The organism is Streptomyces sp. V4I8 (assembly GCF_041261225.1).
Classification (GTDB): domain Bacteria; phylum Actinomycetota; class Actinomycetes; order Streptomycetales; family Streptomycetaceae; genus Streptomyces.
The window spans coordinates 9,608,202-9,623,406 of the sequence record NZ_JBGCCN010000001.1; the positions used below are offsets into that span (position 1 = coordinate 9,608,202).

Annotated in this window: 14 protein-coding genes and 2 pseudogenes; 7 read left to right on the forward strand and 9 right to left on the reverse strand. The window is 72.6% G+C overall.

The window, feature by feature from the left end; genetic code table 11:
* Positions 1-105: 105 nt before the first annotated feature.
* Entirely contained in the window at positions 106-1,269 is a 1,164-nt protein-coding gene (locus tag ABIE67_RS43670) for an alanine--tRNA ligase-related protein (protein ID WP_370267132.1), read from the forward strand.
* Between the two features lie 122 nt (positions 1,270-1,391).
* Here the strand turns inward: ABIE67_RS43670 and ABIE67_RS43675 are convergent, their stop codons facing one another.
* A complete protein-coding gene (locus ABIE67_RS43675; RefSeq protein ID WP_370267133.1) occupies positions 1,392-1,757 on the reverse strand; it encodes a nuclear transport factor 2 family protein in 366 nt (121 codons plus the stop codon).
* Between the two features lie 169 nt (positions 1,758-1,926).
* On the opposite strand from ABIE67_RS43675, the gene ABIE67_RS43680 reads away from it, so the two are divergent.
* Positions 1,927-2,169 (forward strand): hypothetical protein, encoded by a 243-nt coding sequence (locus ABIE67_RS43680; protein ID WP_370267134.1) that lies wholly within the window; start codon positions 1,927-1,929, stop codon positions 2,167-2,169.
* A gap of 94 nt (positions 2,170-2,263) precedes the next feature.
* On the opposite strand, the pseudogene ABIE67_RS43685 reads toward ABIE67_RS43680, so the two are convergent.
* The 5 genes and pseudogenes from ABIE67_RS43685 to ABIE67_RS43705 all read right to left on the reverse strand — a co-directional run.
* Positions 2,264-3,040: pseudogene (locus ABIE67_RS43685) on the reverse strand (type III PLP-dependent enzyme); the annotation flags it as partial.
* A 66-nt stretch (positions 3,041-3,106) separates the two neighbouring features.
* The gene (locus tag ABIE67_RS43690; RefSeq protein WP_370267135.1) at positions 3,107-4,861 is read right to left on the reverse strand and encodes an ABC transporter ATP-binding protein; all 1,755 of its coding nucleotides are present in this window, start codon (positions 4,859-4,861) and stop codon (positions 3,107-3,109) included.
* A 28-nt stretch (positions 4,862-4,889) separates the two neighbouring features.
* Positions 4,890-6,404: a TIGR00730 family Rossman fold protein gene (locus ABIE67_RS43695; protein WP_370267136.1), complete on the reverse strand. Its 1,515-nt coding sequence runs from the start codon at positions 6,402-6,404 to the stop codon at positions 4,890-4,892.
* Positions 6,405-6,409: 5 nt separating this feature from the next.
* Positions 6,410-7,723, reverse strand: coding sequence for an FAD-binding protein (locus ABIE67_RS43700; RefSeq protein WP_370267137.1), 1,314 nt, complete (start codon positions 7,721-7,723; stop codon positions 6,410-6,412).
* Complete coding sequence (locus tag ABIE67_RS43705) at positions 7,720-8,490, reverse strand: isopentenyl transferase family protein (RefSeq protein ID WP_370267138.1); 771 nt, start codon at positions 8,488-8,490, stop codon at positions 7,720-7,722. The genes ABIE67_RS43700 and ABIE67_RS43705 overlap by 4 nt, the downstream gene beginning before the upstream one ends.
* Positions 8,491-8,746: 256 nt before the next feature.
* On the opposite strand from ABIE67_RS43705, the gene ABIE67_RS43710 reads away from it, so the two are divergent.
* Complete coding sequence (locus ABIE67_RS43710) at positions 8,747-9,340, forward strand: transketolase (protein WP_370267139.1); 594 nt, start codon at positions 8,747-8,749, stop codon at positions 9,338-9,340.
* Here the strand turns inward: ABIE67_RS43710 and ABIE67_RS43715 are convergent.
* Entirely contained in the window at positions 9,333-9,929 is a 597-nt protein-coding gene (locus ABIE67_RS43715) for a rhodanese-like domain-containing protein (protein ID WP_370267140.1), read from the reverse strand. The two genes, ABIE67_RS43710 and ABIE67_RS43715, sit on opposite strands and share 8 nt — an antisense overlap.
* A 75-nt stretch (positions 9,930-10,004) precedes the next feature.
* On the opposite strand from ABIE67_RS43715, the gene ABIE67_RS43720 reads away from it, so the two are divergent.
* A complete protein-coding gene (locus ABIE67_RS43720) occupies positions 10,005-10,292 on the forward strand; it encodes a metal-sensitive transcriptional regulator (protein WP_370267141.1) in 288 nt (95 codons plus the stop codon).
* Positions 10,293-10,369: 77 nt separating this feature from the next.
* Here ABIE67_RS43720 and ABIE67_RS43725 read toward each other — a convergent pair whose 3' ends face one another.
* Both ABIE67_RS43725 and ABIE67_RS43730 read right to left on the reverse strand, forming a co-directional pair.
* Entirely contained in the window at positions 10,370-11,119 is a 750-nt protein-coding gene (locus ABIE67_RS43725; RefSeq protein WP_370269535.1) for a sulfite exporter TauE/SafE family protein, read from the reverse strand.
* The gene (locus ABIE67_RS43730; protein WP_370267142.1) at positions 11,116-12,825 is read right to left on the reverse strand and encodes a rhodanese-like domain-containing protein; all 1,710 of its coding nucleotides are present in this window, start codon (positions 12,823-12,825) and stop codon (positions 11,116-11,118) included. The genes ABIE67_RS43725 and ABIE67_RS43730 overlap by 4 nt, the downstream gene beginning before the upstream one ends.
* 195 nt (positions 12,826-13,020) lie before the next feature.
* Here ABIE67_RS43730 and ABIE67_RS43735 point away from each other — a divergent pair, with 195 nt between their 5' ends.
* From ABIE67_RS43735 to ABIE67_RS43745, 3 genes and pseudogenes are all read left to right on the forward strand, one after another.
* A complete protein-coding gene (locus tag ABIE67_RS43735; RefSeq protein ID WP_370267143.1) occupies positions 13,021-14,109 on the forward strand; it encodes an S-(hydroxymethyl)mycothiol dehydrogenase in 1,089 nt (362 codons plus the stop codon).
* Positions 14,109-14,744: an MBL fold metallo-hydrolase gene (locus ABIE67_RS43740; protein ID WP_370267144.1), complete on the forward strand. Its 636-nt coding sequence runs from the start codon at positions 14,109-14,111 to the stop codon at positions 14,742-14,744. The genes ABIE67_RS43735 and ABIE67_RS43740 overlap by 1 nt, the downstream gene beginning before the upstream one ends.
* A 100-nt stretch (positions 14,745-14,844) precedes the next feature.
* Positions 14,845-15,177 (forward strand): annotated as a pseudogene (locus ABIE67_RS43745) (DUF4180 domain-containing protein); the annotation flags it as partial.
* Between the last annotated feature and the right edge of the window lie 28 nt (positions 15,178-15,205).

Genomic DNA, 15,205 nt, shown 5'->3' on the forward strand with positions numbered 1-15,205 from the left:
CTCCCGGCGGCCGGAAACGGACCGCCGGTGTACGTGCGCCTCCTCCCTTCCCGGACGCACCCCGTTCCGCGGCTCTTTCCGGTCCCCACGACCGAAGGAACCCCGATGAACACCGACCGGATCGTCCGCACCTTCACCGACTACTTCCGCGAGCACGGACACGAGCTCGTCACCGGCGGCACCCTCCTGCCACCGCCCTGTGACCCCGTGCTGTTCACCACCTCCGGCATACACCCGCTCACGCCCCATCTGGAAGGCCGCCCGCATCCACTGGGACGACGTCTGCTCAGCGTCCAGCGCTGTCTGCGCACCACCGACCTCGACGAGGTCGGCGACCGCACCCACCTGACGGTGTTCGAGATGCTCGGCTCCTGGTCCCTGGGCGACTACGGCCATTCACAGAGCCTGCGTTGGGGATACGCGCTGCTGCGCGACGGGTTCGGCATTCCGCCGGAGCGGATGTACGTCACCGTCTTCGGCGGCGACGACCAGGTGGGCTCCGACGACGAGTCGTCGGGCACCTGGCGGGAGTTGGGCCTGCCCGTGGAGCTGGCCGGCGACGAGAACTGGTGGTCCCACGGCCCCGTCGGCCTGTGCGGCCCCGACTCGGAGATCTTCGTCTGGACCGGCGCCCCCGGCACCCCGCCCCAGGGCAGCCCGACCACGTGGGTCGAGGTGTGGAACCACGTGAGCATGCGCTACCGCCGCCTGGAGGACGGCAGCCTCCGACTCCTCCAACAGCCCAACGTGGACACGGGCATGGGACTGGAGCGCCTCGCCACGATCCTGCAGGGCCACGACTCCGTCTACGACAGCGACCTGTTCGAACCCTGGATGAGGCTCCTGCCGCCGCTGTGGAACCTGGACGAGTGGTCGACGCGGCTGGTCTGCGACCACCTGCGATCCGGCATCGCCGTGATCGGTGACGGCGTACGCCCGTCCAACACCGGACGCGGCTATGTCCTGCGCCGGCTGATTCGCCGCGTCCTGACCACCCTCTGGCGCGACGATCCCTCGCGCACCCTGTCCGACCTGCCGGCCGACCTGGTCCGGCACACCCTGGACCACTTCCGGCAGACCGGTGGGACGGACCTGGTGCGCGAGACGCTGCTGGACGAGGAACGGCGATTCGGCACGCTCCTGGAGCGGGGGCGGCGCGTGCTGGACAAACCGCAGTTCAAGGGCCTGCTGAGCGACGAGGACTACCGGTACCTCCACGACACGCACGGGCTGCCGCGCGACCTCGTCACGACGCTCCGCACGCCCTGACGGCCGGGAAGGTCCGGGCCGGCCACGAGCCGACCCGGACCTTCGGCCGCTTCCCTGGCCGGTCGTCCCTTCCTGCTCGTCCCTTTCCTGCTCGTCCTTACTCGTCTGCTCGTCCCATGCCTCTACTCGTCCCAGGCCTCGATGATGATCTGCCGGGAGATCCTGCCGTCCCGCAGCGTGATCATCGACTCGGACATGACGCGCACCCCGTCCGCGTACTCACAGGACTCGCTGTAGGCCGCGCTGTCACCCTGGATCACGCATCCCTCCAGCTTGTGTGTCATGTCGCGGCTGTAGACATCGGTGAGCATGTCGGCGATCTCGTTGCGGCCGTGCAGCACCTTCGGGTGGCTGGGCTGGGCGTTGCGGTTCACGACGCGGATCTCCGCGTCGTCCGTGTACAGCGAAAGAAGTGTGTCCGGGCTGCGTCCTTCCACGGCCCGGCGCAGGGTGTCGGTGTCGAACGAGGGGCGTGCGGCTGTGCCCATGGTGACCTCCTCCGAGGCCCGCGGCGGGAACAGGGGCGGCCGCGAGGGCCTCACCTCCGAGAGTCCTCCGCCTCGCCGGACCCGGCAAGCGCAGCCCGAGCGCTGGGCCTGGCGGGTGAGCGCCGCCGCGCAGCCGTGTCCGGCGGCGGGCGCCCGCGTTGCTGAGGGCATGATCTCAACACGACGTATCGTCGCGGCCGTTGGCCTGGCCGCCGGCCTCACCGGTCTCGCGGCGCCCCTGGCGGACGCGGCCGAGACGGACACCCGGAACGCCGGTCCGCTCAATCCGGTCGCCACGCTCGACTCGCTCGCCATGACCGGCATCCCCGCCCAGCACCAGCACCGGGTGCCTCGGGTCTCCCAGCAGCTGGGGCACCTCGACCATGTCAAGGGCCTGAGTCAGCTCCGCTAGCCGCCTCGCCGCGCCCCATCGCTTTCCTCTCTCCCGCAAGGGCCGCCGGGTCGAGCCGGCGGCCCTTGTACGTGTGCCGAGAGTGACGCCCGGTCTACCCAGCGGTGTCCAGGAAGTGGAAGCCGGGGCGGGGGTGCATGAGGAAGTCGTGGTGCGAGATGTTCCACGCATACGCCCCCGCCGGCGCGAACGCCACCCGGTCCCCGGCCCGCAGCCCGGGCGCCGGCACTCGGCGGGCCAGGACGTCTTTCGGGGTGCACAACTGTCCGGCCAGGGTGATCTCCTCGCCTTCGGCGGCCGGCCGTGGCCAGGGGTGCGGCCAGGCGTCCACCGGCAGGACGGAACACGGCTGGTCGTGCTCCTTGGTCGCCGGGGTCCGCAGATGGTGCGTGCCGCCCCGGACGACGGCGAACTCCTCGCCATGGCTGTGCTTCACGTCCAGCACCTCGGTGGCGTACCAGCCGCAGTACGCCGTGAGCGCCCTGCCCGGCTCGATGCGCAGGGTCAGCTCCTGGTGCCTCTCGGTGAGCCGGGCGAGCCCGTCGCCGTAGGCCGCCCAGTCGAAGCGGCGCTCCGGGTCGGCGTAGTCGACGTGCATGCCACCGCCGACGTTCACCTCGGCGAGCCGGACACCGAGGCCCGTCGCCCAGGCCACGATGGTCTCCGTCACCGACAGCTGCTCGGCGGCTTCGAGACCGCTCGCCAAATGGGCGTGCACACCGCGCAGTTCGAGCTGCGGGCAGGCGCCGTCGGCCAGCGCCCCGATCACCGACTCGGCCTGCCCGGGATCCATGCCGAACGGGGTCGGCCGGCCGCCCATCGCGAGCGAGCTGCCCGCCAACGACCCGTCGGCCACCGGCAGGTTGACGCGCGGCGCGCGGGAGTGTCGGCCGCGGAACTGGTGAAGACTGAGCGTCACCCGAGCCCCGGACGACGCTCACTCGGCCGTCGCCAGGAACTGAGTCGCCGCCAGCTCCGCGTACAGCGGGTCGGACGCCACGAGTTCGCGATGCGTGCCCACCGCGCGCACCCGTCCCGCGTCCATCACCACGATCCGGTCGGCCATCGTCACCGTCGACAGCCGGTGCGCGACGACCAGAACCGTGGTCGTACGGGCCACGTCCGCGACCGTGTCGCGCAGCGCCGCCTCGTTCACCGCGTCCAGCTGCGAGGTGGCCTCGTCCAGGAGCAGCAGCCGGGGCCGGCGCAGCAGGGCGCGGGCGATGGCGACGCGCTGGCGCTCGCCGCCGGACAGTTTGGTGCCGCGATGCCCGACGAGCGTGTCCAGACCGCCGGGCAACCGCGCCACCAGGCCGTCGAGGCGGGTCGTCTTCAGCACGCGGGTGAGCGCGGCGTCGTCCGCGTCGGGATTGCCGAGCAGCAGGTTGTCCCGCAGCGAACCCGACAGGACCGGGGCGTCCTGCTCCACATAGCCGATCGCGGACCGCAGCCGCGGCAGCTCCCAGTCCGCGAGGTCCCGCCCGTCGAGCGTGATGGTCCCGGCCTCGGGATCGTAGAACCGCTCGATGAGGGAGAAGACGGTGGTCTTGCCCGCGCCCGACGGGCCCACGAACGCGGTCATGCCCTGCGCGGGCACGGCGAACGTCACCCCGTGGTGGACGTACGGCAGATCGTCGGCGTACCGGAAGCGCACGTCCTCGAACGCCAGCGCGGCCGGCTCCGCCCCGGCGGCGGGCAACGGCGCGGGAGCGGCCGCCGGTTCGGCGGGCAGCCGCAGCGCCTCCTGGATCCTCGCGAGCGCCGCCGAGCCCGTCTGGTACTGCGTGATCGCGCCGACGACCTGCTGGATCGGCGACATCAGATAGAAGACGTACAGCAGGAACGCCACCAGGGTGCCGACGTCGATCGCCCCGGTCGCCACCCGCGCCCCGCCCACCGCGAGCACCGTGATGAACGCGATCTGCATGGCGAGTCCGGCCGTGTTGCCCGCCGCGGCCGACCACTTGGCGGCCCGGACGCTCTGCCGCCACGACTCCTCGGCGGCCTCGTGCAGCGTACGTTCCTCCCGGTGCTCGGCACCCGACGCCTTCACCGTGCGCAGCGCGCCGAGGATCCGCTCCAGCGAGGCCCCCATCACCCCGACCGCGTCCTGCGCCTGCCGGCTGGCCCGGTTGATACGCGGCACGATCACGCCGAGGATCGTGCCGGCGGCCAGGATCACGCCGAGCGTGACCAGCAGCAGCACCGGATCCACCAGGCCCATCATCGCCACCGTCGCCACGAGGGTCAGCCCTCCGGTGCCGAGGCCCACCAGCGAGTCGGTCGTGACCTCGCGCAGCAGCGTCGTGTCCGAGGTGATGCGGGCCATCAGATCGCCCGGCTCGCTGCGGTCCACGGCGGTGATGCGCAGCCGCAGCAGATACGACGACAGCGCGCGCCGCGCGCCGAGCACCACCGACTCGGCGGTGCGCCGCAGCACGTACGAACCCAGCGCACCGAGCGCCGCGTTGGCCACGACCAGCCCGGACATGATCAGCAGCGCCCCGGTGATGGCCCGGTCGTGGGACAGGTCGTCGATCAACTCGCGGGCCACCAGCGGCAGGAGCAGTCCGGTGGCGCCCGTGACCAGCGAGAGCACGGCACCCGCCAGCAGGGTCCACCGGTGCGGGCGCACATAGCCCAGGAGCAGCCGCCAGGTGGGTGGGGCGGGTTCGGTCGCTGCGATGCTCACGGGGCTCCTCCGGAGTCGTACGGAGCCTTCAGGCTACGTCGGCCTCCTCCCACGCGGCCTGCCAGTTCCGGGCCACGGCGAGCACCAGGGGCCGTTCGGCGCCGTCGGGCAGGCAGTCGGCCAGCATTCCGGTCAGGACATCGGCCGGACCGAGCTCGACACAGACGGTCACACCGTCGCGGTGCAGTCGGCGGACGGCGTCCGCGAAACGGATCGGTGCGCGCATGGCCCGTGCCCAGAACTCCGGCGTGGCCGCCTCCGCCCCGACCGGTTCCGCGGTCGTGTCGGAGAGGAGAGGCAGCCGCGGGGCACGCAGGTCAAGCGCCTCCAGGGCGCGGCGGTAGTCGTCCAGCAGGGCGTCGAAATGAGGGGAGTGGGGTGCCACGTCCAGACGGAGCACATGGGTACGGCGACCGCGCGCCGCCCACTCCTCGCAGATCCGCCGCACCGCCGCACGGTCTCCCGACACGACCACCGACCGTGGGCCGTTGACCGCCGCGATCACCGCGCCCGGCCCGGGGCTCAGCTCCTCGGGGGACGCCTCCACGGCCGCCATGCACCCCGTCTTCGGCAGCGCGTCCGCGAGCCGGGCGAGCGCGCCGACCGCACGACAGGCGTCCGGCAGGGAGAGCGCCCCCGCCGTGTGCGCGGCCGCCATGTGCCCGGCCGAGTAGCCGAACAGCACGTCGGGGTGGACCCCTTGGCTCGCCAGCAGCCGGTACTGCGCGATCTGCAGCGCGAAGATCGCCGGAAACCCGAACGCGACCCGGTCGAGCAGGGCGGCGGTGGGCGTCCCGGCCTCGGCGAACATCACGTCCCGCAACGGCACGCCGACGTACGGATCGAGCAGCCCGCACACTTCGTCAAGTGCCTCCGCGAACACGGGGGAGGAGCCGTGGAGCTCTCGCCCCATGCCCGGCTGCTGTGACCCGGACGCCGAGAACAGGAAGGCGACCCGCCCCCGCGGCACCCGCACGGGGGCCGCCACCGGCGCAGCCGCGCCCCGCGCCTCCGCCAGCCGCGCCACCACCTCCTCCACCGAGGCACACACGACGATCCGCTCCAGATCCCCCGGATGCAGGAAGGCCTCGTCCCGCGCGTGCTCCAGGAAGGACAGCAACGGGCGATAGAAGCCGTACGGATCGAGGAGCAGACACGGCTTGCGGTGGATCCGCAGCTGCGCCCAGGACAGCACCTCCAGCAGTTCCTCCGCCGTGCCCAGCCCGCCCGGCAGCGCCACGAAGGCATCGCCCTCCGCGGCCATCCGCGCCTTGCGCTCGTGCATGTCCCCGACCACGACCAGATCGGTGAGCCCCGTGTGGGTGATCTCGTACGGCAGCATGCCGCGCGGCACGACTCCGGTCACCGCCCCGCCGCAGGACAGCGCCCCGTCCGCGACGGCCCCCATCAGACCGGTGCGCGCACCCCCGTAGACCAGCCGCAGGCCCGCCCCGGCCAGCGCGCGGCCGAGGTCGGCTGCGGTGCTCAGATGGCCCGGGTGGCGGCCGGGGGAGGCACCGCAGAAGACGGTCACGGCAGTCACGGCGGTCAGGTCCACAGGCCGTACCCCCTGGTCAGGACGTGATGCGGGTCGTACTGCTCCTTGGCGCGGACGAGTTCGGGCCAGAGGGGGCCGAAGTGGGCGCGCCAGTCGTCGGGCGTCATCGGCAGCGCGCCGACCGGGTGCAGGACACCGCCGACGGACCTGGCCCGCTCGTACAGGGCCCGGTTGGCGGCGACCATGCGGCGTACGACCTCCGGCGCGGCCGGCGGTGCCGTACGCATCAGGGTGAGCAGGCACAGGAGTTCGCCCGCGGGCCTGCGCAGCAGCGGGGCGTGCAGCGTGCGGCCCGTCAGCGGGCGGAGCTGGACCGTGCCGCAGTGGCGCAGGCCCTGCTGGGCACCCTCGGCCAGCACGGCCGGGACGAAGGAGCCCGCGGCCTCCTCCGGCAGCAGCAGGGTGAGCCAGGGGTGCGGGCGGTCCCACTCGCCCGTGGCGCACAGCAGACGCTCGTCGCGGTCCAGCCGGTGTGCGTACTCGGCGAACGACAGGTCCGCGATCTCCTCGGTGTCCCGGTCATGGTCCAGGTCGCCGATCAACAGCTCGTCGTCGGCGGGAGGTGCGCCCTCGTGCGGTACGACCGCCTCGACCATGTAGTGCCAGCCGCCGTCGAGCGCCGGCCGCGCCTGGCCCGCGACATGGCTGAAGCGGCTGTCACGGGCCAGGCGCCGCTGATCGCCGAGGTAGGTGCCCGGGGTGTCGTGATACAGGCGGTAGCGGCGCACATGGGTCGGCGCGGGCACCAGGGCGAGGGTGGCGCGGACGATCAGGGCGCACTGGCCGAGCCCCGCCAGCACCGCGTGGAACAGGTCGGGGCGCCGGTCGGGGGCGCAGACCAGCCGTTCCCCGGTGCCGGTGACGACCTCCAACTCCCGCACCCAGTCCGCCACCGGACCGCAGCGATGGCTGGAGCCGCCCAGGCCGCCCGTGCTCAGCAGTCCCCCGACGCTGCCGCCGAGGTGGTCGGGGAGCACCGGCGGTGTCAGTCCCGCGGCGAGCGCGGCCCGCACGACGTCACGCCACAGCGCCCCGGCCCCGGCGGTCAGCGTCCGCTCGCCCGGTGCACAGCGCACGTCGTCGAGCGCGGCCATGTCGACGACGTAGCCGCCGTGCGCCTGTCCCTGCCCGTACAGGGCCTGTCCGGCGCCGCGCGCGGAGACCGGAAGCCCGTGCGGCCCGGCGAAGGAGACGATTTCCTGTACGTCCTCGGTGGAGCGGGCCGTGACCACGCCGAGTGGAGAGGACCCGACGATATGGCCGAAATCCGTGGAGGCTTCCTTCACACCGGACGCGCCCGTCATGCCGCCCGCTCCAGCATCCCGAAGTCGAATGCGGGGACGGTCGCCGCGTTCTCGAAAATCTCGGTGAACACGCGCTGCTGGAGAATGCCGTGTTCGGCATGCCGTACGGCGATGAGAGCGGCGATCCGGTGCAGGACGTGTTCGGGGATTTCCTGTTTGTCGATGGTCCCCGCGTCAATTGAGTATTTCGCGCAGCATTCGAGCACGGCCTCGAAGCCGTTGACGGACGCGGCCAGCCTTCGTCGGCGCGGATCGCGCCAGAGCGCGGCCAGCTCCTGGAGCAGCCCCGGGCCGCAGGCGCCCGGCGTGAGCATCGCGCGGGCCCGGCCGGTGAGGGCGGCGAGGTAGGTGTCGTAGGCGGGAAGCGGGAGAAGGCGGACCGTCAGCCGCCAGTCGAGCTGCTCGCGACGGGCGCACAGCACCCGCAGCAGAGAGATCGAGCCACCCTCGATGATGACCAACTCGTGCCGGACGGCGAGCCGTTCGACGAGTTCGACGAGCGCGTCGACGGCCTCCGTCGCGGACAGGTCGCCGTCGGCGAACGTCCGGTCGCCGAGCCAGTGGCGGCGCACTCCCGGCACGTCCGCCCCGGCGCGGGCGCTGGTGGTGGCGAGGTCGGTGAAGCACTGCAAGCGGTCGGCGACGACGATCGGGGCGCCGGTCGTCCGGGCCAGCTCGGTGGCCGCCGCGCTCTTGCCGACGCCGGTCGGGCCCGCGATCAGATGGACGAACGGACGGACCGCGTAAGACGTTTCGTTCTCGACCATGGCGGGATGTCCCCTTCCGCTTTCGGCTACGGGAAAGACCACTGCCAAGTTACGCAGCACAGCGGGCGGGGACACCCTGCGGAATGCCCGGACCGGGCAAAGAGATGGCTACGTTCCTGTGGGCTTGTTAAAGATTCACTCACAGCCGGCTGGGAGGGGTAACTCTGGGGAATCCAGTGCCATATGAGCGGCCGTCGAATTGTTTCTCAACGAATTCTTGACGTGCCGTGGGAACCCGTCCCGAGGAGGATTGGCCATGCACCCCGACATGCTCCAGGCCGTCACCGAGTCCCTGCCCGCCGCCCACGTCGCCGGGCGCGCCGGGCGCGGCACCGTCCTCGTCGGATACGGCGCCGTGGAGGAACTGGCACGCTTCGCCACCGACCCGCGCTGGACCGTCCACGTCCCCGGACACCCCGACGAGGTGCGTCGCGTGATCCGGTCCGCCGTGGGGCGCGGCGAGCGGGCGTTCGTCCACCTCTCCGGCGAGTCCAACACCGAACCGCGCGGCCTGGCCGAGGGTTTCGAACTCGTCCGGGAGGGCCTCGACGGCGTCGTCCTCGCGGTCGGCGCCACCCTCGACCCGGTGCTGCGCGCCACGGCCGGCCTCGACCTGGCCGTGCTCTACGCGGCCACCGTCCGGCCCTTCGACGAGGTCGGCCTGCGCACGGCCGTGCTGGCCGCCGACCACGCGGACGTCGTGCTCGTCGAGCCCGGGCTGCCCGGCCTGTCGGCCCGGCACGTCGCCGAGACGCTGGTTCACGTACCGCACCGGCTGCTGCCCCTGGGCGGCGCGGACGGCCTGGACGAGGACGTCATCGCCCGGGCCGTCCGGGACTTCCTCAGGTGACCGGCGCCTGACCGCGGCGCTCCAGCGCGGCCAGGGCCGCTTCGAGGTCGGCGGGGCGCGGGCGGTTGTGCGGCAGCCGCGACAGCAGGGCGGCCATGCCGCAGGTGTTGGTGAGCGCCGAGAAGACGAGACCGCCCGCGATACCGGCGGAGAGCAGCTGCCAGGCCGGGTGCAGGAGTCCGAGACCGAGACCGACCAGGACGATCGAGCCCGCGGTGAAACGGACCTGACGCTCCATGGACCAGGTGGCGCTCGGGCTCGACGGCGGCCGGTGCAGCTCCTGCCCGCGCTGCGCCCAGCCTTGCGTGCCGCCCGTCAGAGTCATGGCGCGTATCCCGTGCTCGGCGAGGACACGGCAGGCGTTCTCCGAGCGTGCCCCGGAGGCGCACACCAACAGCAGCCGCTCGCCGGGGAGCCGGCGCAGTGCCGGCAGGGCGCTGTCGAGGTGGTCCAGCGGGATGTTCAGCGCGCCGGGAACATGACCGGCGGCGTACTCGCCCGGCGTGCGGACGTCGACGACGGTCAGTCCGGGCAGGCGGGTGCGGGCCTCGTCGACGTCGAGCGCGCGGGGGTCGTGGGGCGGGGTCATGGGAAGTGAGATCCTTTCCGGGTAGGGGGTAAAATACCCCCAAGGGTATGCAGCGGGGTATGCAGGGGAGTGATCGTGGAGCTGCAGTTCGAGGGCGATGACCTCAAGTCGGTGCTGAACCGGCTGCGCCGGGCGCAGGGGCAGATCTCCGGAGTGATCAAGATGATCGAGGAGGGCCGCGACTGCGAGGACGTCGTCACTCAGCTCGCCGCCGCCTCCCGCGCCCTCGACCGGGCCGGTTTCGCGATCATCGCGACCGGGCTCCAGCAGTGCCTCACCGACGCCGAGCAGGGGCAGCGGAACGGGGAGACGAAGGAGCAGATGAAGGCACGGCTGGAGAAGCTGTTCCTTTCACTGGCGTAGGGCGTAGGGCGTAGGGCGTAGGGGCCAAGTGGACTCGGGGTGGGGGGCCGGACCTGGTCCGACGGGTCGCCCGATCGTCATACGACCGCGTCGCCCAGCATGAACACGGCCACCGCCAGCAGGACGCAGGCGAAGATCCGCTGAAGCGTGCCGCCGGAGACCTTCCCGGCGAGCCGCTTGCCGTCCCACGCGCCGAGCACGGCCGCCGCGGCGAACGGTCCGACGGCGGTCCAGTCGACACTCGCCGCCGAGCCGGCCCGGGCCGCCAGCGCCACCAGCGAGTTGACGGTGATGACCAGCAGACTCGTGCCCACGGCGGCCCGCATGCGCAGCCCCACCACGTTCACCAGCGCCGGTACGGCGAGGAAGCCCCCGCCCACGCCCAGCACACCGGTCACCGCACCGAGCCCGGCCCCGGCCCGGACGACCCGACCGTGACGCACCGGCACGTCGTCGTGGCGTACGGAGTCCGACGGCCGGAGCATGCGCAGCGCGGCGAGAGCCGCGGTCACCGCGAACGCCCCGGTGAGCAGGCCCGCGGGCAGCCGCCCGGACACAGCGCCGCCGACCGCCGCGGGCAGCAGACCGGCCGCCGCGACCAGCGCCCCGGCGCGCCACCGCACCGTGCCCGCGCGGGCGTGGGCGCCGAGCGCGGTGACGGAGGTGACGGCGACCACGACCAGACTCGCGGTGGCGGCCGCGGCGGGCGTGAGACCGAGCAGGTACATCAACGCGGGCACGGCCAGCACACTGCCGCCGCCTCCCAGCGCACCCAGCGAGAGCCCCGTGACGCCACCGGCGAACAGGCCCAGGACCAGCGCGCTCACCTCGGGGTGCCGGGGGTGGTACAAGACTCCGCCACCACGGGAAGCCCCGCCTCCGCCCAGGCGCGCATTCCGCCGATGACGTCCACCACGTCCGTGCCGCGCGCCGTGAGCAGCGCCGCGGCCTCGCGGGAGCGCTCGCCGGAGCGGCAGATCGCGACGACCGGGCGGCCCTGCGCGGTCCGCGGCAGCGGTTCACCGGCCGTCAGCGAGGAGAGCGGCGCGAGGACCGCGCCCGGAGCGTGCCCGGTGGCCCATTCGTCGGGCTCGCGGACGTCCACGAGTACGGCGTCCTCGCCCGCCCGCGTCAGGGCCTCGGCCGGAGTGACGCGCGCCAGGGGGAGCCCCGCCTCCCGGGCCGCGGCGAACGAGTCGTCGACGGCGACGACGTCACGCCCCGCCGCGTCGAGCAGCGAGGCGGCGACGGCCGCCCGCATCCCGCCGGCGCAGTGCACCCACACGGTGCCGTCCGGTATCTCCGCAAGGCGGTCGCGCAGCAGGTGCAGCGGTATGTGCAGCGAGCCCTTGATGTGGCCCGCGTCGCGCTCGGAGTCGCGCCGTACGTCCAGGACCACGATCCCGTCCCGCGCGGCCGGTCGTGCTGCGCTCGGTCGCGCCGCGGCCAGTTCGGCGAAGGTGCCGCGCGGGAAGGAGCGTGGCCGGCCGCCCTCGCGGGTCCAGTCGGCGGGGGAGCCGGTCGCCGCCGCGGCCGGCCGGTCGATGCCGACCCGGACGAGTTCCCGCTGGGCGGCGGCCAGTTGGGCCGGCGTCTCGGCGAGCAGGGTGACCGGCTTGCCCCACGGCAGCAGCCAGGCCAGATACGTGGCGAGCTGCCCCTCCGCCTCGAAGTTGAGCGACCCGGCGACATGTCCCTCGGCGAACGCGACCCGGTGGCGCAGATCCACCACCCATTCCCCGGCGGCCAGCCGCGCCGCGATCTCCTCGGCGTCGGCCGGGCGCGGCGGCGTCAGATCCACCGGAGCCGGGCCCTGCGCGTTCACCGGACCCATGTGGGCGTAGTACGCCGGAACGTCGTCCAGCCCGGCGAGCAGGTCGGCGACGAACGCGTCGACGTCCTTCACCAGGGCCTCGTTGACGGCGCGCTCCCGCCCGATCGTCGTCGTCGCCCCGCCCGCCGCCCGGGTGGCCGAGCAGAAGCTGCCGAAGCCGTGCGTCGGCAGGACGGCCGTCTCGTCGGGCAGCTCGGCGGCCAGCCGGTGCGCGGAGTCGTACTGCGCCCGCGCCAGCCGCCCCGTCAGCCCCGGTTCGACCAGGTCGGGCCGCCCCACCGTGCCGATCAGCAGCGAACCGCCGGTGAAGACGGCCACCGCGTGACCCGCCTCCTCCAGCACGTACGAGGTGTGGTGCGGAGTGTGGCCGGGAGTGGCGAGGGCGCGTAGTGCCAGGCCGTCGTCGATCTCGGTCCGGTCCCCGTCGGCGACCGGCACCCGCTCGTACCCGACCCGTGCCGCGGCCGGCACGAGATAGGCGGCGCCGGTGAGGCGGGCGAGCTCCAGGCCGCCGGTCACGTAGTCGTTGTGCACATGGGTCTCGACGACATGGGTGACGCGCACGCCCCGGCGCGCGGCGGCAGTGATCACCCGGTCGATGTCCCTGGGCGGATCGACCACCACGGCGCTGTGCGCGGCGCCCGCCAGATAGCCGCGATTGCCCAGTCCCGGCACGTCGATGCTGTCGACGAAGTACACGGCAGCACTCCTCTCCTCGTGAAACCCGAGGCGCATTACCCCGGGGGGTATACGAACACGCTAGCAGAGGTACCCCCGGGGGTATTTTCGGAGTGGCCGGAAGGCGACGTGAAGGACTTCACTCCGTGCCTTTACCGATCAGTCACAACTAGGGTCGGCAGTGGACGGAGAGCCGCCGAGGAAGGGTGAGGCACCATGGCGCAGGAAGTACGCGGCGTGATCGCGGCCGGCAAGGACGAGCCGGTGCGGGTGGAGACGATCGTCGTGCCCGATCCGGGGCCGGGCGAGGCCGTCGTACAGATCCAGGCCTGCGGGGTCTGTCACACCGACCTGCACTACAAGCAGGGCGGCATCAGCGACGACTTCCCCTTCCTGCTGGGGCACGAGGCGGCCGGCGTGGTGGAGTCGGTGGGCGACGGCGTCACGGACGTCGCCCCCGGTGACTTCGTGATCCTCAACTGGCGTGCGGTGTGCGGGAACTGCCGGGCCTGTCTGCGCGGGCGGCCCTGGTACTGCTTCGACACCCACAACGCGAAGCAGAGGATGACCCTGGCCTCCACCGGTCAGGAACTCTCGCCGGCGCTCGGTATCGGCGCCTTCGCGGAGAAGACCCTGGTCGCGGCCGGCCAGTGCACCAAGGTCGACGCGGCGGTGGCCCCGCAGGTGGCAGGCCTGCTGGGCTGCGGGGTGATGGCCGGGATCGGTGCCGCGATCAACACCGGCAACGTCGGCCGCGGCGACACCGTCGCGGTGATCGGCTGCGGCGGCGTCGGCGACGCGGCGATCGCCGGATCGAGCCTGGCCGGAGCGGCGAGGATCATCGCCGTGGACATCGACGACCGCAAGCTGGACAAGGCCCGCACCCTGGGCGCCACCCACACGGTCAATTCCCGCCAGGCCGACCCGGTCGAGACGATCCGCGAGCTGACCGGCGGGTTCGGCGCCGACGTCGTCATCGAGGCGGTCGGCCGCCCGGAAACGTACCAACAGGCCTTCTACGCCCGCGACCTCGCCGGCACGGTCGTCCTCGTCGGCGTACCCACCCCGGAGATGAAGCTGGAACTGCCCCTGCTGGACGTCTTCGGCCGCGGCGGCGCCCTGAAGTCGTCCTGGTACGGCGACTGCCTGCCGAGCCGGGACTTCCCGATGCTGATCGACCTGCATCTGCAGGGCCGCCTCGACCTGGCGGCGTTCGTGACCGAGACCATCCAACTGGACGAGGTGGAGAAGGCGTTCGAGCGCATGCACCACGGCGACGTCCTGCGCTCGGTGGTGATGCTCTGATGGCTCCCCGCATCGAACGCCTCGTCACCTCCGGGCAGTTCACGCTCGACGGCGGCACCGGCACCTGGGACGTCGACAACAACGTGTGGCTCGTCGGCGACGACCACGAGGTGATCGTCATCGACGCCGCCCATGACGCCGACGCCATCGCCGAGGCCGTCGGCGACCGGCGCCTCACCGCGATCGTGTGCACCCACGCCCACAACGACCACATCGACGCCGCGCCCGCCCTGGCCGACCGCACCGGCGCCACCATCTGGCTGCACCCCGACGACCTGCCCCTGTGGAAGCAGACCCATCCGGACCGCGACCCCGACGCCCACCTCGTGGACGGGCAGATCATCGAGGCGGCGGGCGCCGACCTGACCGTCCTGCACACCCCGGGACACGCGCCGGGCGCGGTCTGCCTGCACGACCCCGGGCTCGGCGTCGTCTTCACCGGCGACACCCTCTTCGAGGGCGGCCCCGGCGCCACCGGCCGTTCCTACTCCCACTTCCCGACGATCATCGACTCGATCCGCACCCGCCTGCTCGCCCTCCCGCCCGACACCAAGGTCCTCACCGGCCACGGCGACGCCACCACCATCGGCGCGGAGGCACCCCACCTCCAGGAGTGGCTCGACCGAGGCCACTGACACCTGAGGCCCAGGGCCAGGCCCACGAGGCCGGAAACCACGGTCGGCAGGCGGGAAAACCCGTGGTCGAGGGCGAGAGGCGGCCGTACGATCACGCCCCATGACCACCACCGACACGCTCGTGACCCTGCATGACGTACGCGTCCTGCGCTGCGCTCCCGACGGACCGACCCTGGACGGCGAGAGCGCGGCGCTCGATCTGATCGGTGACGCCTTCGGGCAGGAGGCCGAGCTGGTCGCGGTGCCCGTCGAGCGGATCGCCGACGAGTTCTTCCGGCTGCGGTCGGGCGTCGCGGGCGCGGTGATGCAGAAGTTCGCGAACTACCGGCTGCGCCTCGCCGTGGTCGGCGACGTCTCCCACCACATCGCCGAGAGCACCGCCCTGCGCGACTTCGTCCACGAGACCGACAACGGCGGCCACATCTGGTTCCTGCCGACCTACGCCGACAGGACCGTTAAAA